The organism is Streptomyces africanus, from assembly GCF_002150735.1.
GTDB classification, from domain to species: Bacteria; Actinomycetota; Actinomycetes; order Streptomycetales; family Streptomycetaceae; genus Streptomyces; species Streptomyces africanus.
This window is the reverse complement of sequence record NZ_MUKA01000230.1, coordinates 1-17,050: the sequence shown is the minus strand read 5'-3', so window position 1 is coordinate 17,050 and position 17,050 is coordinate 1. Positions and strand designations below refer to the sequence as shown.

Sequence of the window (17,050 nt, the reverse complement as noted above, 5' to 3'; positions counted from 1 at the left end):
GCCATGACCATCGACACGACCGGTACCGGCGCCGAAGTGGAACTCGCCATCGGCGGCATGACCTGCGCCTCCTGCGCGGCGCGCATCGAGAAGAAGCTCAACCGCATGGACGGGGTCACCGCCACCGTCAACTACGCGACGGAGAAGGCGAAGGTCAGCTACAGCGGTGACGTCTCCGTCGGCGACCTGATCGCCACCGTCGAGGCGACCGGGTACACCGCCCAGGAGCCCGCTCCGCCCGCCGGGCGGGAGGAGCCGGCCGAGGAGCCCGACGAACTGCGGCCGCTGCGGCAGCGGTTGGTCACGTCCGTGGTGCTGGCGGTGCCCGTCGTGGCCATGGCCATGATCCCGGCCCTGCAGTTCGAGTACTGGCAGTGGCTGTCGCTCACGCTGGCGGCGCCCGTGGTGACGTACGCGGCGTGGCCCTTCCACAAGGCGGCGTTCACCAACGCGCGGCACGGCGCCGCCACCATGGACACGCTGATCTCGGTGGGCACCTCGGCCGCGTTCCTGTGGTCGCTGTGGGCACTGTTCTTCGGCACCGCGGGCACGCCGGGCATGACGCACCCCTTCGAGCTGACCATCGGGCGCACGGACGGCGCCGGGAACATCTACCTGGAGGCCGCCGCTGGGGTGACCGCCTTCATCCTGGCCGGGCGGTACTTCGAGGCCCGCGCGAAGCGCAAGGCGGGCGCGGCACTGCGCGCGCTGCTGGAGCTGGGCGCGAAGGACGTCACCGTGCTGCGCGACGGTGGCCGCGAACAGACCGTGCCGGTGGGCGAGTTGCGGGTCGGGGACCGTTTCCTGGTCCGGCCCGGCGAGAAGATCGCGACCGACGGGACGGTGGTCGAGGGCTCCTCCGCCGTGGACGCCTCGATGCTCACCGGCGAGTCCGTGCCGGTGGAGGTGGGCTCGGGCGATGCGGTCACCGGCGCCACGATCAACGTCGGCGGGCGGCTCGTGGTGCGCGCCACGCGGGTCGGCGCCGACACCCAGCTGGCCCGGATGGCCCGGCTGGTGGAGGACGCGCAGAACGGCAAGGCCGCCGCGCAGCGGCTCGCGGACCGGATCTCCGCCGTGTTCGTGCCGGTGGTGATCGCTCTGGCACTGGGCACGCTGGGCTTCTGGCTCGGCAACGGAGCCGGGCTGACGGCCGCGTTCACCGCCGCGGTCGCCGTCCTCGTCATCGCCTGCCCGTGCGCCCTGGGTCTGGCCACGCCGACGGCGCTGATGGTGGGCACCGGGCGGGGTGCCCAGCTCGGCATCCTCATCAAGGGCCCGGAGGTGCTGGAGTCCACGCGCCGGGTCGACACCGTCGTCCTCGACAAGACCGGCACCGTCACCACCGGCCGGATGACGCTGCTGGCCGTGCACACCGCCGACGGCACCGACGAGGCCGAGGTGCTGCGGCTGGCCGGGGCGCTGGAGCACTCCTCCGAGCACCCGATCGCCCGGGCCGTCGCCGACGGTGCGCTGGCGAAGCTGGGCGCGCTGCCCACGCCGGAGGACTTCGCCAACGTGCCCGGGCTCGGCGTCCAGGGTGTCGTCGAGGGGCATGCCGTGCTCGTCGGCCGGGAGCGGTTGCTCGCCGACTGGGCGATGGAGCTGCCGGAGGGGCTGGCCCGGGCCCGGGCGGCGGCCGAGGACGCCGGGCGCACCGCCATCGCGGTCGCCTGGGACGGCGAGGCACGCGCGGTACTGGAGGTCGCCGACGCGGTGAAGGAGACCAGCCCCGAGGCGATCCGGCGGCTGCGCGCCCTCGGACTGACCCCGATCCTGCTGACCGGGGACAACGAGGCAGTGGCCCGGTCCGTCGCCCGCGAGGTCGGCATCGCGCCGGAGCACGTCGTCGCCGAGGTGCTCCCGCAGGACAAGGTCGAGGTCGTCAAGCGACTCCAGGCCGAGGGCCGTTCGGTCGCGATGGTCGGCGACGGTGTCAACGACGCGGCGGCCCTCGCCCAGGCCGATCTCGGTCTGGCCATGGGCACCGGCACGGACGCAGCGATCGAGGCCGGCGACCTGACCCTCGTGCGGGGCGATCTGCGGGCCGCCGCGGACGCCATCCGGCTCGCCCGCCGCACCCTCGGCACCATCCGCTCCAACCTGTTCTGGGCGTTCGCCTACAACGTGGCGGCCCTGCCGCTGGCCGCGGCCGGTCTGCTCACGCCGATGATCGCCGGGGCGGCCATGGCCTTCTCCTCGGTCTTCGTGGTGGGCAACTCGCTGCGGCTGCGCACGTTCCGGGCCGCCGGCTGAGACGGTGGCGGGTCAGCGGCGGTGCCACACCAGTGTGTGCCGCCAGAACAGGCGGCGGCGCGACCGGACGCCGGGCAGGACGGACCGGGCCTCGCGGACGATCTCCGGGAAGGTCCGGTCCGCCGGACGCGTGCGGGCCGTCATGGAGACGGGGAGGGGCACCGGGCGGCCCCGGTTCCTGAGCAGGGCCATGACGATGTTGAGCGGGATGGACGCGAGCGAGAGCAGGTGGTCGACGGGCGTCAGCTCCCGGGCGACACCGACGATCACCAGGGTGCCGCCGCGGGCCAGGCGGTCGCGGAAAGCCTCCAGGGCCTCGGTGAACGGCAGGTGGTGGAGCACGGCGACGCAGGTGATGACGTCGTACGGACCGGCGGGCAGCCCGGCCGGCGCGTCGGCCACCGTGTACGTGACCGGGACCGCCGTGGGAGTCAGCTCCCGCGCCCGGGCGATGATCGCCGGGTCGGCGTCGACCCCGTGCACCCGCTCGGCCCGGCCGGCCAGCAGCCGGGCGAGCTCGCCGCTGCCGCACCCCACGTCCAGGGCGCTCCCGACCCGCCCGGGGAGCTGCCGCAGGATCCAGCGGTGGAAGTGGGCGTTGTGATCCCAGGGACGGGCGGCGTGGAAACGGTCGAGTGCGCGCAGGACCCGGCGTGGCAGGGGCATCATGCCCACAGTTCAGCAGACGGGTTCAGTCGCCCTGCGTGGGCACTCGGGAGGTACCGGCTCGCCGGGGCGCCGAGCGTGCGACGGGCGTGAGCCGGTACCTTGCTGGGGAAGGCCACTGCGGGGAGAAGCACATGACCGATCCGACGACCACAGACGAGGACGCCCTTCGTCCGCTCCCGCCGGACGGGAAGCCCTCGGGCGGGCCCCGCCGGCTCCTGGGCGCCGTCATGGGCGATCTCAGGGCCGTGGACGGCGCGCTGTACGCGGCGGTGGCCGCCACTCCCACGCCCACGCTCGACCGGACGCTGCGCCATCTGTCGCACGCGGCCGACCACTCCAAGATCTCGTTCGCCATCGCCGCGGCCCTGGCGCTGGGCGGGAAGCGGCCGAGGAGGGCCGCGCTCGCCGGCGTCGGAGCGATCGCCGTTGCCTCGGCCTCCGCCAATCTGCTCGGCAAGCGCCTGGTGCGCCGGGCCCGGCCGGACCGGGAGGCGGCCCGGGTGACGGTGGACCGGCATGTTCCGATGCCGACGTCGGCCTCGTTCCCGTCCGGGCACACGGCGTCGGCGGTCGCGTTCGCCACCGCCGTCGGCGTGGTCCTGCCGCCCGCCGCGGTGCCGCTCGGGGCGCTGGCGAGCGCGGTCGGCTACTCCCGTATCCACACGGGCGTGCACTACCCGGGCGACGTGGCCGCGGGCGCGGTCCTCGGCATCGCGAGCGCCGCGGCGGCCCTGGCGGCGGCAGCGGCGACCCCGTCGGAGCGGACGCAGGCGCTCCTCACGGCGGCCCGCTCCTGGCCACGGATCAGCATCGGCGCCGCCGCACGGCGGTGAGGCCGCGGGCCCGCGCAACGGCAACGCGAGCACCGCAACCACTCCGTCCAGAGCAGACGCAGGCACCGCTCACCGCGGCCCGCTCCTGGCCACGGATCAGCATCGGCGCCGCCGCACGGCGGTGAGGCCGCGGGCCCGCGCAACGGCATCGCGAGCACCGCAACCACTCCGTCCAGAGCAGACGCAGGCACCGCTCACCGCGGTCCGCTCCTGGCCACGGACCATCATCGCCACTGCCGCACGGCGGTCAAGCCACGGGCCCGTGCAACGGCATCGCCAGCGCCGCAACGGCCCTAGCGGCGGCCCTCCGTCCAAAGCAGACGCAGGCACTCCTCACGACGGCCCGCTCCTGGCCACGGACCGACATCGCCACTGCCGTACGGCGGTGAGGCCGCGGGCCCGCACAACGGCATCGCCAGCGCCCCGGCGGACCCGGCGGCCCCTCCGCCGGAGGCAGACGCAGGCGCTCCTCACGGCGGCCCGCTCCTGGCCACGAATCAGCATCGGCGCCGCCGTACGGCAGTGAAGCCGCGGCCCCTTCATCGGCCCCTCGGCTTCTGGCTATTCCAGGAGCACAGCAGCCGACCGGCGTACGTCGACGGCGGTGAGTGCCAAGGCCAGCGGCCCCGGGGCCAGGAAGGCCAGGGGCAGCAGCATCCAGGCGCACAGCGCGGCCGTCGCCACGGCGAGCAGGACCAGTCCGCTGCCGCCCGCGTCCGCCGCGGCGTCCCGGGCGGCCCCGCGCACCGCCGCAGGCCAGTCGGTGAGCGACTCGGGGCGGGCGCAGGCCCGCAGGCCGACGACCGCCGCGCAGGCGCCGATGGTGGCGGCGGCCACCGCGAACAGCGGCGCCCCGGGCAGCCCGGCCCCGGCCAGCGCCAGGTCGGCCGCGAGCAGCAGCAGCCCCGCCAGGGAGACGGCCCCCGCCAGCAGGTCACCGGGCCGCAGCCGTTGCCGCAGCAGGGCCAGGTACCGCCCGGCCGTGACGGGCCGGTCCTGTCCGGCGCCGCGCAGTACGGCGCACGCGGTCGAGAGCGCGGCCGGTGCGGTCACCAGCGGCAGGCAGGCCACGGACGTGGCGAGGCCGACGCTCAGCACGTCCGCGAACAGCGTCATGCGCGGGCCGAACACCTCGCCGGCCTCACGTGTCCGCATCCCGCTCACCCCTTCAGTCCGGAGCTGGCCATGCCTTCCACCAGGAACCGCTGGAAGGCGAGGAAGAACAGCACGATCGGCAGCAGCGCGATCACCGACATCGCGAACATCGGGCCGAACGCGGAGGTGCTGGAGGCGTCCACGAAGGAGCGCAGCGCGAGGGTCAGCGTGAACTTGTCCGGGTCGAACAGGTAGATGAGCTGGGTGAAGAAGTCGTTCCAGGTCCAGATGAAGGTGAAGATGGCGGTGGTGATCAGGGCCGGCCGGGTGAGCGGCAGCACGACCTGGAAGAAGCTGCGGAAGGGCCCGCAGCCGTCGATCCGGGCCGCCTCCTCCAGTTCGCGCGGCAGTCCGCGCATGAACTGCACGATGAGGAAGACGAAGAACGCCTCGGTGGCGAGGAACTTCGGCAGGATCAGCGGCCAGTAGGTGTTCACCAGACCCAGCTGGTTGAAGATGATGTACTGCGGGATCAGCACCGCGTGGTGCGGCAGCATGATCGTGGCGATCATGAAGGCGAACAGCGGCCCGCGCAGCCGGAACCTGAGACGTGCGAAGGCGTAGGCGGCGAGCGAGCAGCTGATGACGTTGCCGAGGACCGCGCCGCCCGCGATCAGCAGGGAGTTGCCGAGCAGCCGCCAGATGGAGACCTCGTTGACGCCCTCCATGGCGGTGGAGTAGTTCGACCACTCCAGGTGGCTGGGCAGCAGGTTCAGGCTCGCGATGACCTCGTCGGCGGGCTTGAGCGAGGTGGCCAGCAGCCACGCCAGCGGGTACAGCATGACCAGCAGCGCGGCCAGGCAGCCCAGGTGGACGGCGAGACGCCCCCAGCGGACGGGCTTGTGGGAAACGGCGGTCGAGGTCATCGGTCCCCCTCGGAGGCGTAGAAGACCCAGGAGCGCGAGGTGCGGAACAGCACCGCCGTGACCACTCCGATCACGAGGAGCAGCACCCAGGCCATGGCGGAGGCGTAGCCCATGTGGGAGGCGACGAAGCCGCGGTCGTAGAGGTACATGGTGTAGACGAGGGTCGAGTCGGCCGGTCCGCCCTTGCCCGCGCTGACCGCGAAGGCGGGCGTGAACACCTGGAAGGCCTGGATGGTCTGGAGGACCAGGTTGAAGAAGAGCACCGGGGACAGCATCGGCACGGTGACGGACACGAACTGCCGCCAATTCCCGGCCCCGTCGACCGCCGCCGCCTCGTACAGCTCGGCGGGTATCTGCTGGAGACCGGCGAGGAAGATGACCATCGGCGCGCCGAACTGCCACACCGTCAGCAGGGCCACGGCGAGCAGCGACCAGCCGGGCTTGTTGACCCAGCCGCCGGTGCCGAGCAGATTGTCCACCGTGCCGCCGTCGTTGAAGACGGCCCGCCAGACCAGGGCGATGGACATCGACGCGCCGAGCAGGGAGGGCGCGTAGAAGGCGGAGCGGTAGAAGGCCTTGCCGCGTTTCATGCCCTTCAGGGCGAGCGCGACGACCAGGGCGAGGGCCAACTGCAGGGGCACGGCGATGACGACGTACGTCACCGTCGTCACGACCGAGCGCCAGTAGCGCGGGTCCTCCGTGAACATCTGCACGTAGTTGCGCAGGCCCACCCACTGCGGCGGGTTGAACAGGTCGTAGTCGGTGAACGAGAGGTACAGCGACACGGCCATCGGCAGCAGCGTCAGGACGGTCGCGCCGAGGACCCAGGGCGAGAGGAACACCCAGGCGGCGCCCTCGCGTTCGCGCTTGGGGCGGCGCTTCGGGGCGGTGGCGGGGACGCGGTCTGTCTCCGTGGGGATCGCGGTGGTGGTCATGACCTCAGCTCCGCCTTCGCCTCGGTGACGTAGTTCTCGGCCGCCTCGCGGGGCGACATGCGCGCGTAGGACACCTGGTCGTAGTCGCGCTGGAAGGTGCTCTGGAGGGCGTTGTCACCCGAGGGCGGTGCCTGGGGCGGGTCCTTGAGCTTGCCCTCCAGGGAGGCCTGGAAGTCGGCGATGGTCTTGTCGAAGTCCTTGAGCTGCGGGCCGATCTCGTCTCGGACGGTCTCGTTGACGGGGATGCCGCGGCTCGCGCCGAGGATCTTCGCGGCCTGCCGGTCGTTGACCAGGAAGTCGACGAGCTGCGCGGCCTCCTTCGGATGGGCGGTGTTCGCGGAGACTCCGACGAACATGGACGGCTTGAAGTACTGGCCGGGGGTGCCGTCCTCGGCGGACGGCATGGGGGCGAGGGCGACGCCGCCCTTGACGAGGGCGAGGAAGCCGCTGGCCGGGGCGTCCCAGTTGGCGTCGGTGACGGAGGTGCCGCGCCCCAGCGGGGTGTTCTCGACGGAGCCGTCGAGCTGGGTGGTCTGCTCGGCCGGCGAGACGGCGCCCTCGCGGCGCAGCTTGTCGGTGAAGGTCCACCAGCGGGTGAGGTCGTCGGCGGTGAAGCCGAGCCGGCCGTCCTCGGTGTAGAGGGCCTTGCCCTGCCCGCGCAGCCAGACCTCGAAGGCGTCCTCGCTCTGGCCGGGGTCGGTCGCCCCGGGCTTGCCGGTCTTCTTCGCCAGGGCGCGCATGGTGTCGGCCCACTGGCTCCAGGTCCAGCTCTTGCCGGGGAGGGGCACGCCCGACTTCTTCCAGGTCCCGACGTCGTAGGCGACGGTCTCGGTGCCGCGGCCCTGCGGGATCGCGTACTGGACGTCGTCCACGCGGCCGGTGGCGAGCAGGCCCTGGTCGATCTCGGAGGTGCGCAGGACGGCTTTCTGCTTCGCCAGGTCGAGCAGGACACCGCCGGAGGCGTACTGGTCGATCTGGCGGTAGTCCAGTTGCATCACGTCCGGCGCGTCACCGCCGGCGGCCTGGGTGGCGAGCTTCTGTTTGTAGGCGTCGTAGCCGGAGAACGACGTCGTCACGTCGACGTTCGGATGCTGTTTCTCGAACAGCGCGACGGCCTGCTCGGTGCGTTCCGCGCGGTCGGGGTTGCCCCACCACGTGTAGCGCAGCACGATCTTGCCGCCGCCGGCCGATTCACCGGATCCTCCGCAGCCCGCCAGCACGGCACACAGTGCCAGTGCGGCGGCCGACGCGCAGAACCCCTTTGTCCTGTGTCGCGGCATGCCGAGGTCACCTCTTCCTTTCCTCGGACTTTCTGTCGGCCCCCCTCACCCCCCCTGCTGCGTTACTCGCTCCGGTACGGCAGCGTCGTCCCGGGCAGGTTGTACTCGTCCCGCCGGCCGCACATGCCGAAGCCGCCCAGCCGGGTGGGCGCGGCCTCGTACGCGGTGGCTTCGTCGAGGTAGGCGGGTTCACCGTCGGCCAGGGCGTCGAGCTGGGCGCCGGTGCGTTCGGCGGTGGCCAGGGCGCCCGCGCGCCACAGGGCGCGCCAGGTGGGCACCTTGTCGCGCACGATCCGGGCGGCAGCCCGCTGGAACTCCTGGTACGGGCCGTTGTCACCGGCGACGAGCGCCTCGCGCAGGGCGAGGTAGCCCTCCACGGCGAGGTCCCGGCGGCGCTGGGCTGCCGCCGCCGTCTCCGGCCCGGTGCCGGGCGGCAGGGTCGCCGCGGCGGCGTACTTCTCCGGGTCGGCGAGCACGTCGGGCGGGAAGGTGAACACGGCGTCCCCGGCCTCGGGCAGGCCGCTGTTCTGCATCAGCACGGTGATGCGCAGATCGCCGCCCTGCACCATGCGGTGCACGGTGCCCGGTGTGAACCAGGCGATGGAGCCGGCTTCGAGGGGGATGTCCCGGTAGCCGTCGGGGCTGAGCGTCTGGACCGCTCCCCGGCCGCCGGTGACGACGTACGCCTCGGTGCACACCAGGTGCAGGTGCGGACTGCCGCCGCAGACGCCGTCGGCGGCCTCCCAGTCGTAGGCGCTCAGATGGGACAGGCCGATCGCGCCGGGCAGCGGGTGCGGCAGGGCGGGCTTGGCGTCGTTCACCACGGCAGGCCCTCCAGGTGGGTGCCGACCCGGTCGCGGTCCCAGGCGCCGTCGGCGACGACGAGCCGGTAGCGGTAGGCGAAGGACTCGCCCGGCGGGAGTTCGAACTCCTCGAAGAACGCCCAGGAGAAGGCGACTGTCGGGAAGGGTTCGGAGCGGACGAACCAGTGGGACTCGTGGATCGCGGACGTCTCGTCGAGGTTCTCGGGCGCGTGCGCGAACACGAGGGTGGAGTGGCCGTCGACGTCGTCGTGCTCGGTGGTGAAGGCGAGCCAGGGGCCCTGGGTGCCCATCAGCTTGCCGGCGTCGGCGTCGGTGTCCGGGGCGAAGACCGTGCCGCCGGTGAAGTCGCGCGGGCCGCGCCACTGGAGTCCGGTGTAGCCGGCCATCTCACGGCCCGCGGTGGTCGGGGAACCGAAGGCCAGGGGCTCGGAACGGACGTTGGTGAGGCGGATCGACCAGTCCAGGGCCCAGGCGCCGGCCTCCTCGTCCACCGAGTGGACGGTCAGCCCCCGCACCTCGCGCGCCCATTCCTCGCCGCCGTTCTCGACCCAGGTGAGCTCTTCGGTGAAGGCGAGGCGGTCGTCCTCGACCGTGAACTCCGGGAAGCCGTCGTGCCGCATGGAGCCGACGCGCTCGGGCAGGGGCAGATAGCCCTGGCCGTGGACGTAGCAGTTGCCGCCCCAGAAGTTCTGGCCGGACAGATGGCTCGCGGTCATCTGCAGGCCCTTGTGCCAGCGGTGGTCGTTCGGGCGGTAGCCGGTGACCGTGCGGCCGGACAGGGTGCGCACCGGGTGGGCGTACGGCTTGCGGGACTCGAAGGGGTTGGGGTCCGGGCGGTAGACGTAGCGGAGGATCTCCGTGCCGTTCGCCGCCGTGACGGCGATGTCCTCGCCGTGGGTGTGGGTGACTCGGATGCTCATGCGCGCTCCTTGGGGGCCCAGTCGGGGTACTCGCCGTGCATGGCCTCGTAGAAGGGGTCGCCGGGGCCGATCTCTCCCGCGTGTACGGAGCGGCCGGTGAACGCCGCCTTGTACAGGGCGGCGGCGAACTCCAGGGTGGCGCGGGCGTCCTGGCCGCTGCCCGGTGGCCGGGTGCCGTCGTCGTAGGCGTCGAGGAGCGCACCCAGCTGGGCGGTGTGCGAACTGGGCACGTCGCTCGAGGGGGTCCGCCAGGCGATGGCGCGGTCGGAGGCGACGTGCGGGGCCGGGGTGTAGACCCAGCTGTCGTTGGTGTGGCCGTACAGGTGGGTGAGTTCGACCGTGGCGTCCGCGCAGTCGATGCGGATACGGCTCACCTCGTCCGGGGAGAGCACGCTGTTGACGACGGTGGCGAGGGCGCCGCTCCTGAACCGCACCAGCGCGGTGGAGACGTCCTCGCTCTCCGTGTCGTGGACGAGCCGCGCGGCCATGGCGCGGATCTCCTCCCACTCGCCGAGCAGGTGGAGCATGAGGTCGTACTGGTGGATGCCGTGGCCCATGGTCGGCCCGCCACCTTCGCTGGCCCACTTCCCGCGCCACGGCACCGCGTAGTACGCGGCGTCCCGGTGCCACGTGGTCTGGCAGTGCGCGACCAGCGGGGCGCCCAGCTCGCCGCCGGTGATCAGCTCGCGGGCGTGGACCGCGCCGGATCCGTAGCGGTGCTGGAAGACGACCGCCGCGTACGCCCCGGAGGCCTCCTCGGCGGCGGCGATCTCGTCGTACTCGGCGAGCGAGAGGGTGAGCGGCTTCTCGCACAGCACCCAGGCACCGGCCTTGAGCGAGGCCACCGTCTGGTCGCGGTGCAGGGCGGGCGGCGTCCCGATGAGGACCAGGTCGGGACGGACGGCGTCCAGCATCGCCTCCACCGAGGTGTACCCGGCGACCCGGCCGCCGGCCAGTTCGCGGAAGGCGTCGAGGCGCTCCTGGTCGACGTCGACGGCGGCGACCAGTTCCACCCGGTCGGAGTGGGCCCGCAGCGCGGGCAGATGACTGCCGCTGACGATCGCTCCGGTGCCGACGACGGCCACGCGGCGGCGGGCGGGGGACAAGGACATGCGGCGCTCCTCGGACGGCCGGCGGACACACGCTGGGACAGCACTTGGAAAGCGCTTGCACCCGGAAGCCGACCCTAGGCGTGAGCGAATGTCTGGACAACCCCCCTGCAGCGACCTGCACAAGGTCTGCCCGAGCGTTCTCCCAGCTCGGGGGTGAGATCCGGGTTGTTGCCACCACCATGGAAAGCCGCGTAGCCCCCGTCTCGACGGTGGCGTTGACCCCACCACGACCGGGCTGCCAGCCGGAGTGATCAGCACGTGGCCCGCCCCTACCGTTCTGTCGCACAGCACCCCTCCTCGGCTTGTCCACGACCACCCGACGAGGGGACCGTCGCGACAGAAGGGACACCACGTGTTATCCCGCAGCCCGGGAACCGCGAGACGAGCCGCCCTGGCCCTGACGGCCGCCGCCCTCGCCCTCACCGCACTGCCCGCCACGGCCGGGGCGAGTCCCGCCTCCGACCCCCTCGCCCGCTACCACCACCAGCGCCTCACCTGGAAGAGCTGCGTCGTCGGACCGGACGACACGACCGGCAAGGAACTGGAGCAGGCGGGCGCCCGCTGCACCGACGTGACCGTCCCGCTGGACTACTCGGACCCCGGCGGCCGTACGATCACCGTCGCGATATCCCGGATCCGCGCCACCGACACCGACCGCCGCGTCGGCCCGCTGCTGCTCAACGGCGGCGGCCCCGGCGGGCAGACCCTCGGCGATCCGCCGTGGGTGCGCAAGGCGATGAAGGACGTCGCCGCCCGGTACGACGTGGTCGGCGTGGATCCCCGCTTCGTCGGCCGCAGTACGCCGCTGGACTGCCACTGGCCGACCGGCTCGGCGTGGCGCGGGGCGGGTGAGGACCGGGCCGGCTTCGACCGCATGGCCGCGTTCTCGAAGGACCTCGCCGAGCGCTGCCGCACCCACGCGGGTGACGTCCTGCCCCACGCCACCACCCGCAACACCGCGCGCGACCTGGACGTCGTCCGGGCCGCGCTCGGCGAGCGGCGGATCTCCTACCTGGGCTACTCGTACGGCAGCTACCTCGGCGAGGTGTACGCCACGCTGTTCCCCGGCCGGACCGACCGGGTCGTCCTCGACGGTGTGATCGACCCGGACCGCTACGGTGCCCGGCTGTGGCTGGGTGTCGAGCGGGCCAACCGCCAGGCCCTGAAGGGCTGGGCCTCCTGGGCGGCCGCCCGCGACGCGACCTACGGTCTGGGCCGTACGCGGAGCGAGGTGCTGGCCACCGTGGAACGCGTCCGGCGCGCCGCCGCCCGCACTCCGCTGCGGCTCGGCGAGCACCGCCTGGACGAGCACGTCATGCCGATCGTCGCCCTCAACGGCCTCTCGCAGGACAACGACGCCGCCTACGGGGACTTCGCCCAGGGAATGCGGGACATGCTCCGGGCCTCGGAGGGGCGGACGGTGACGCCGTCCCCGTGGCTCGCAGGGGTGCTCGCATTCGTGCTCACGGGCACCGACTCCCCCTACGGCAGTGTGCAGACGGCGATCGTGTGCGGTGACGGAGCCGCTCCGCGGGACCCCGAGATCTACTGGCGCGACGTCCAGCGCACCCGCGCGCAGGACCCGCTCTTCGCGCCCGTGACCAACAACCTCAACCCGTGCGCCTTCTGGGACCGGCCGCGCGAGCGACCGACGACGGTCCGGGACGACCTGCCGGCCCTGCTGGTCAACGCCACCGGGGATCCGCGCACCGGCTACGACGGCGCCCGAGCGGTCCGCGGCAGGTGGCCCTCCTCGCGCCTGATCACCCTGACCGGCGCCGACCAGCACGCGGTGTACGGCGTCTACGGCGTACCGTGCGTCGACGACACGGTCAACGCGTACCTGGCCACGGGGCGCCTGCCGGGACGGGACCTCGACTGCCCGGCACCCTCGTAGGGCTGGCGCACGCGGGAGCCCGGACCGGTGCCGGTCCGGGCTCCGTGCGTGGGCGGGGCCGGCCCGCTCTGCTCACGACTCGACGATCTTGCGCACGTTGCCGACGGACCCGCAGCCGGCCTTCAGTTGCCGCTCACGCTCCTGCCGGAACGCCCGGCCCAGCTCCTCGCGCCGTTCCATCGCCACGTTCTCGCGCGCGCCGTTGAGGATGGTGCGCTCCTCCTCGTCGGCGTGGTGGGTGACGGCCTGCACCAGCTCCTCGAGCTTCTCGTCCCACGCGTCGGAGCCGACCTCCTCCACTTCGAGGAGTTCCAGGAGGGCCTTGTTGCCTTCGTCGTGTTCGTGCTCGCCGTGCTCGACCTCTTCGTCGTCGATGTTCTTGTACCGCTTGAGCGCCGGGTAGACCCTGGCCTCCTCGGCCAGCGCGTGCGCGATCAGCAGATCCGCGAATTCCCGCAGCGCGCCCGGCCGGTCGGCTTCGACGCTCCGCATCCGGCGGAAGAGGTCCTCCATCCGCCGGTGGTCCCGGAGGATGAGCTCGACGACGTCTTGTGTATCGGCCATGGAACAGGAACGCCTTTCATACGAGAGAACCGGCCCTTGCGGCCGCTGCTGTCCGCGCTGCGGAGTACGAATGGACATCAACCTCCGCTCCCTCAGGCGCCCGGCCGACGGGCGGACACACAGTTGAAGTCGCCCTCCTGGGCAGCACGGCGAGACGCGTCCGGCTCGAAGGCCCCGGAGCACAGGCCGCGTGCCGGGCGGCCCCGGGAACTCGCGTCGCCGGGGTCGCTCCGGTGACCGCAAAGACCAAAACCTCCGTTGGTTCCGCAAGAGAGACAGCCCGTCGGCGCCGGTGCACCATGTGGCCCACGTCACCCTCCCCCACAGGGCCCTTACCTACCCGCAACGACGTACCGACAGGTGGTGGCACTCGTGCGCCTGCGCACCCCCCTCGCCCTGCTCGGGGCCGCCGTGCTCGTGCTCGTCGGACCGCCGCTGCTGACCACCGGCAGCGGCTCCGAGACCGGCACACAGATCCCGGGCCTGCGTTTCATGGTCCCCAACACGCCCGGCGGCGGCTACGACATCACGGCCCGTACGGCCGCGAAGAACGCCGAGGACGCCGGACTGACCCACAACATCGAGGTGTTCAACCTGCCCGGCGCCGGCGGCACGGTCGGCCTGAGCCGGCTCGTGAGCGAGCACGGCAACGGCAAGCTCGCCATGTCCATGGGCCTCGGGGTCGTGGGCGCCGTCCGCTCCAACGACGCGCCGAAGACGCTCGGCGACACCACGCCCATCGCCCGGCTCACCGAGGAGCAGGACGTCGTCGTGGTCGCCAAGGACTCCCCGTACAAGACGATCGACGATCTCGTCAGTGCCTGGAAGGAGAACCCGGGCAAGCTCCCGGTGGGCGGCGGCTCGTCGCCCGGCGGGCCCGACCACCTCGCGCCGATGCTGATGGCACGGGCCGCCGGGATTCCCCCGAAGCAGGTCAACTACATCCCGTTCGACGGCGGCGGCGAGCTGCTCGCGTCGATCCTCGGCAACAAGGTCGCTTTCGGGGTGTCCGGTGTCGGCGAGTACCAGGACCAGATCAAGGCGGGCGAGCTGCGTCTCCTCGCGGTCACCGGCCCCGAGCGCGTCGAGGGGCTGGACGCGCCCACGCTGAAGGAGGCCGGGTACGACGTGAACTTCACCAACTGGCGCGGCATCGTCGCCCCGCCCGGGCTGACCGACGGGGAGCGCGGCAAGCTCGTGCGGCTGATCGAGGAACTGCACGGCTCGGACGAGTGGCGTACGTCCCTGCGGCAGAACGGCTGGGACGACGCCTTCCTCACCGGTGAGGAGTTCGGCGCGTTCCTCGACGCCGAGGACAAGCGCGTGGTTTCGGTGCTGAAGGAGCTGGGACTGTGACGACGCAGACCACCGACATTCCCCCCGCGGAGCAGGGCGAGCGGCGCTCGTGGCTGCGGGAGCACTCCGAACTCGGCGTGTGCGCGCTGCTGCTGGTACTGGGCGTGCTCGTCCTGACCGACGCGCTCACCATGGACGTCGACATCGCCCAGCGCGGACCCGTCGGCCCGAAGACCGTGCCGGTCGTGGTCGGCGCCGGCCTGCTGGTGATCGCCGCGCTGCTCGCCGTGGACGTGCTGCGCGGCGGCCGGGGCCAGGCCGAGGGCGGTGAGGACATCGACCTGTCCGAGCCCGCCGACGGGCGCACGGTGCTGCTGCTCGCCGGGGTCTTCCTCGGCTCGGCCGTCCTGATCGAGCCGCTCGGCTTCCCCGTCGCGGGCGCGCTGCTGTTCTGGGGTGCGGCGTTCGCGCTCGGCAGCCGCAGGACCGACCGCGATCCGCTCATCGCGGCCGGGCTGTCCCTCGTCACCTACGTCGTCTTCAACAACCTGCTCGGAGTGCCCCTGCCCGGCGGTCCGCTGATGGGAGTGCTGTGATGGATGCCTTCAACTCCCTTCTGGACGGCTTCGGTACGGCCCTCACCCCGGTCAACCTGCTCTGGGCCGCGATCGGTGTGCTGCTCGGCACGGCGATCGGCGTGCTGCCCGGCATCGGCCCGGCCATGGCGGTGGCGCTGCTGCTGCCGGTGACGTACGGGCTCGACCCGATCGGCGCGTTCATCATGTTCGCCGGTATCTACTACGGCGCGATGTTCGGCGGCTCGACCACTTCCATCCTGCTCAACACGCCAGGCGAGAGCGCGGCGGTGGTGGCGGCCATGGAGGGCAACCCCATGGCCAAGTCCGGGCGCGGCGCGCAGGCCCTCGCGGCGGCCGCCGTCGGGCACTTCGCGGGTGGCCTGATCGGCACGATCCTGCTGGTGGCGCTCGCCCCGACGGTCGCCGAACTGGCCGTGGACATCGGCGCGCCGGACTACTTCGCCATCATGGTGCTGGCGTTCATCGCGGTGACGTCGGTGCTGGGCTCGTCCCGTATCCGGGGCCTCGCCTCCCTGCTCATCGGCCTCACGCTGGGCCTGGTGGGCCTGGACCAGATGACCGGCCAGCAGCGCCTGACCTTCGGCTCGCTGCAACTGGCCGACGGCATCGACGTGGTGATCGTCGCGGTCGGTCTGTTCGCGATCGGCGAGGCCCTGTGGGTGGCGGCGCACCTGCGGCGCAGGCCGCCGGAGCCGATCCCGGTGGGGCGTCCGTGGCTGGGGCGCGGCGATGTGAACCGGACCTGGAAGTCGTGGCTGCGCGGCCCGTTCATCGGCTTCCCGTTCGGCGCGATCCCGGCCGGTGGCGCGGAGATCCCGACGTTCCTGTCGTACGTGACGGAGAAGCGCCTGTCCAAGCACAAGGACGAGTGGGGCAAGGGCGCGATCGAGGGCGTGGCCGGGCCGGAGTCGGCGGCGTCGGCCTCGGCGGCGGGCACGCTGGTGTCGATGCTGACCCTGGGCCTGCCGACCACGGCGGTCGCGGCCGTGATGCTGGCCGCCTTCCAGCAGTACGGCATCCAGCCCGGCCCGCTGCTCTTCGAGCGCGAACCCGACCTGGTCTGGGGCCTGATCGCCTCGCTCTTCGTCGGCATGGTGCTGCTGCTCGCGCTCAACCTGCCGCTGGCGCCGGTGTGGGCGAAGCTGCTGCGCATTCCGCGCCCGTACCTGTACGCCGGGATCATGTTCTTCGCGGCGGTCGGCGCGTACGCGGTCGGCGGTGAGGTGATCGACCTGGTGATCCTGCTGATCATCGGCCTGATCGGCTTCGGCATGCGCCGCTACGGACTGCCGGTGCTGCCCGCCGTCATCGGCGTGATCCTCGGCCCGAACGCCGAGCAGCAGTTGCGGCGCGCGCTCCAGATCAGCGACGGCAGCGTGACGGGGCTGTTCAACACGCCGTTCGCGGTGACGGTGTACGCGGTGATCGTGCTGCTGCTGGCCTGGCCGCTGGTGCGGAAGGCGGTGACGCGCAGGCGCGTGGAGGCCTGACGCAAGCCTGACCGTGGGGGCGTGGCTCAACCGGGCCGCGCCCCCACGGCTGTGATCACGAGACGAACTCCCGCGTGCCGTCGGGGAATCGGATCTCCACGCTCCCGTCGGCCTCGACCCGGGCCCCGGCCCCCTCGGCCGACGCGTTCACCACCGGGTCGGCAGTGAGCACGACCAGCGTCACCATCAGCCGCGTGCCACCGGGGTGGGAGCGCAGCGTCAGGAACGGCGTCGCCGAGTGGTGCCCGTACGCATTGCTGCCCACCGCCGCTACGACCTCCCCCTCGTCCTCGCCCCAGCCGTGCAGCCCGATGAGCGCGCTGGTCAGGCCGTCAGCGCGCTCATCGGGCTGCA

The 17,050-nt window shown here is 72.5% G+C and carries 16 protein-coding genes; 6 read left to right on the top strand and 10 right to left on the bottom strand.

Annotated features, from left to right (window positions below; translation table 11 throughout):
• Window positions 1–3: 3 nt before the first annotated feature.
• Window positions 4–2,256, top strand: a complete 2,253-nt coding sequence (locus CCL05_RS26970) for a heavy metal translocating P-type ATPase (RefSeq protein WP_086563091.1) — start codon at window positions 4–6, stop codon at window positions 2,254–2,256.
• 12 nt (window positions 2,257–2,268) lie between these two features.
• On the opposite strand, the gene CCL05_RS26965 is transcribed toward CCL05_RS26970, so the two are convergent.
• Window positions 2,269–2,925: a class I SAM-dependent methyltransferase gene (locus CCL05_RS26965; protein WP_086563090.1), complete on the bottom strand. Its 657-nt coding sequence runs from the start codon at window positions 2,923–2,925 to the stop codon at window positions 2,269–2,271.
• Between the two features lie 131 nt (window positions 2,926–3,056).
• On the opposite strand from CCL05_RS26965, the gene CCL05_RS26960 reads away from it, so the two are divergent.
• Complete coding sequence (locus CCL05_RS26960; RefSeq protein ID WP_086563089.1) at window positions 3,057–3,758, top strand: phosphatase PAP2 family protein; 702 nt, start codon at window positions 3,057–3,059, stop codon at window positions 3,756–3,758.
• 561 nt (window positions 3,759–4,319) lie between these two features.
• Here CCL05_RS26960 and CCL05_RS26955 read toward each other — a convergent pair.
• The 7 genes from CCL05_RS26955 to CCL05_RS26925 all read right to left on the bottom strand — a co-directional run bounded on the left by CCL05_RS26955 (window position 4,320) and on the right by CCL05_RS26925 (window position 10,850).
• Complete coding sequence (locus tag CCL05_RS26955) at window positions 4,320–4,913, bottom strand: hypothetical protein (protein ID WP_086563088.1); 594 nt, start codon at window positions 4,911–4,913, stop codon at window positions 4,320–4,322.
• A 5-nt stretch (window positions 4,914–4,918) separates the two neighbouring features.
• Window positions 4,919–5,779, bottom strand: a complete 861-nt coding sequence (locus CCL05_RS26950; RefSeq protein WP_086563087.1) for a carbohydrate ABC transporter permease — start codon at window positions 5,777–5,779, stop codon at window positions 4,919–4,921.
• Complete coding sequence (locus tag CCL05_RS26945; protein ID WP_086563086.1) at window positions 5,776–6,714, bottom strand: carbohydrate ABC transporter permease; 939 nt, start codon at window positions 6,712–6,714, stop codon at window positions 5,776–5,778. Before CCL05_RS26945 ends, CCL05_RS26950 begins: the two co-directional genes overlap by 4 nt.
• The gene (locus CCL05_RS26940; protein WP_086563085.1) at window positions 6,711–7,994 is read right to left on the bottom strand and encodes an ABC transporter substrate-binding protein; all 1,284 of its coding nucleotides are present in this window, start codon (window positions 7,992–7,994) and stop codon (window positions 6,711–6,713) included. Before CCL05_RS26940 ends, CCL05_RS26945 begins: the two co-directional genes overlap by 4 nt.
• A gap of 62 nt (window positions 7,995–8,056) precedes the next feature.
• Window positions 8,057–8,818 (bottom strand): cupin domain-containing protein, encoded by a 762-nt coding sequence (locus CCL05_RS26935; RefSeq protein WP_086563084.1) that lies wholly within the window; start codon window positions 8,816–8,818, stop codon window positions 8,057–8,059.
• Window positions 8,812–9,738, bottom strand: coding sequence for a DUF6807 domain-containing protein (locus CCL05_RS26930; protein ID WP_086563083.1), 927 nt, complete (start codon window positions 9,736–9,738; stop codon window positions 8,812–8,814). Before CCL05_RS26930 ends, CCL05_RS26935 begins: the two co-directional genes overlap by 7 nt.
• Window positions 9,735–10,850 (bottom strand): Gfo/Idh/MocA family protein, encoded by a 1,116-nt coding sequence (locus tag CCL05_RS26925; RefSeq protein WP_086563082.1) that lies wholly within the window; start codon window positions 10,848–10,850, stop codon window positions 9,735–9,737. Before CCL05_RS26925 ends, CCL05_RS26930 begins: the two co-directional genes overlap by 4 nt.
• Before the next feature lie 352 nt (window positions 10,851–11,202).
• Here CCL05_RS26925 and CCL05_RS26920 point away from each other — a divergent pair, with 352 nt between their 5' ends.
• Complete coding sequence (locus CCL05_RS26920; RefSeq protein WP_086563081.1) at window positions 11,203–12,747, top strand: alpha/beta hydrolase; 1,545 nt, start codon at window positions 11,203–11,205, stop codon at window positions 12,745–12,747.
• A 72-nt stretch (window positions 12,748–12,819) separates the two neighbouring features.
• Here the strand turns inward: CCL05_RS26920 and CCL05_RS26915 are convergent, their stop codons facing one another.
• Window positions 12,820–13,311, bottom strand: coding sequence for a hemerythrin domain-containing protein (locus tag CCL05_RS26915; protein ID WP_086563080.1), 492 nt, complete (start codon window positions 13,309–13,311; stop codon window positions 12,820–12,822).
• Between the two features lie 372 nt (window positions 13,312–13,683).
• On the opposite strand from CCL05_RS26915, the gene CCL05_RS26910 reads away from it, so the two are divergent.
• From CCL05_RS26910 to CCL05_RS26900, 3 genes are read left to right on the top strand one after another with little or no spacing between them, the layout of a single operon-like run.
• Window positions 13,684–14,667, top strand: a complete 984-nt coding sequence (locus CCL05_RS26910; RefSeq protein ID WP_167409623.1) for a Bug family tripartite tricarboxylate transporter substrate binding protein — start codon at window positions 13,684–13,686, stop codon at window positions 14,665–14,667.
• Window positions 14,664–15,203, top strand: a complete 540-nt coding sequence (locus tag CCL05_RS26905; protein ID WP_086563078.1) for a tripartite tricarboxylate transporter TctB family protein — start codon at window positions 14,664–14,666, stop codon at window positions 15,201–15,203. The genes CCL05_RS26910 and CCL05_RS26905 overlap by 4 nt, the downstream gene beginning before the upstream one ends.
• A complete protein-coding gene (locus CCL05_RS26900; RefSeq protein ID WP_086563077.1) occupies window positions 15,203–16,696 on the top strand; it encodes a tripartite tricarboxylate transporter permease in 1,494 nt (497 codons plus the stop codon). The genes CCL05_RS26905 and CCL05_RS26900 overlap by 1 nt, the downstream gene beginning before the upstream one ends.
• 55 nt (window positions 16,697–16,751) lie before the next feature.
• Here CCL05_RS26900 and CCL05_RS26895 read toward each other — a convergent pair.
• On the bottom strand, window positions 16,752–17,050 hold a 299-nt coding region (locus tag CCL05_RS26895), incomplete at its 5' end, for a T-complex 10 C-terminal domain-containing protein (RefSeq protein ID WP_244204432.1).

What these genes read in the sequence shown, in the direction of transcription:
- CCL05_RS26970 (WP_086563091.1), top strand. Translation starts at nt 4, where the DNA reads ATGACCATCGACACGACCGGTACCGGCGCCGAAGTGGAACTCGCCATC.
- CCL05_RS26950 (WP_086563087.1), bottom strand. Translation starts at nt 5,779, where the DNA reads ATGACCTCGACCGCCGTTTCCCACAAGCCCGTCCGCTGGGGGCGTCTC.
- CCL05_RS26960 (WP_086563089.1), top strand. Translation starts at nt 3,057, where the DNA reads ATGACCGATCCGACGACCACAGACGAGGACGCCCTTCGTCCGCTCCCG.
- CCL05_RS26945 (WP_086563086.1), bottom strand. Translation starts at nt 6,714, where the DNA reads ATGACCACCACCGCGATCCCCACGGAGACAGACCGCGTCCCCGCCACC.
- CCL05_RS26965 (WP_086563090.1), bottom strand. Translation starts at nt 2,925, where the DNA reads ATGATGCCCCTGCCACGCCGGGTCCTGCGCGCACTCGACCGTTTCCAC.
- CCL05_RS26940 (WP_086563085.1), bottom strand. Translation starts at nt 7,994, where the DNA reads ATGCCGCGACACAGGACAAAGGGGTTCTGCGCGTCGGCCGCCGCACTG.
- CCL05_RS26900 (WP_086563077.1), top strand. Translation starts at nt 15,203, where the DNA reads ATGGATGCCTTCAACTCCCTTCTGGACGGCTTCGGTACGGCCCTCACC.
- CCL05_RS26955 (WP_086563088.1), bottom strand. Translation starts at nt 4,913, where the DNA reads ATGCGGACACGTGAGGCCGGCGAGGTGTTCGGCCCGCGCATGACGCTG.
- CCL05_RS26930 (WP_086563083.1), bottom strand. Translation starts at nt 9,738, where the DNA reads ATGAGCATCCGAGTCACCCACACCCACGGCGAGGACATCGCCGTCACG.
- CCL05_RS26915 (WP_086563080.1), bottom strand. Translation starts at nt 13,311, where the DNA reads ATGGCCGATACACAAGACGTCGTCGAGCTCATCCTCCGGGACCACCGG.
- CCL05_RS26925 (WP_086563082.1), bottom strand. Translation starts at nt 10,850, where the DNA reads ATGTCCTTGTCCCCCGCCCGCCGCCGCGTGGCCGTCGTCGGCACCGGA.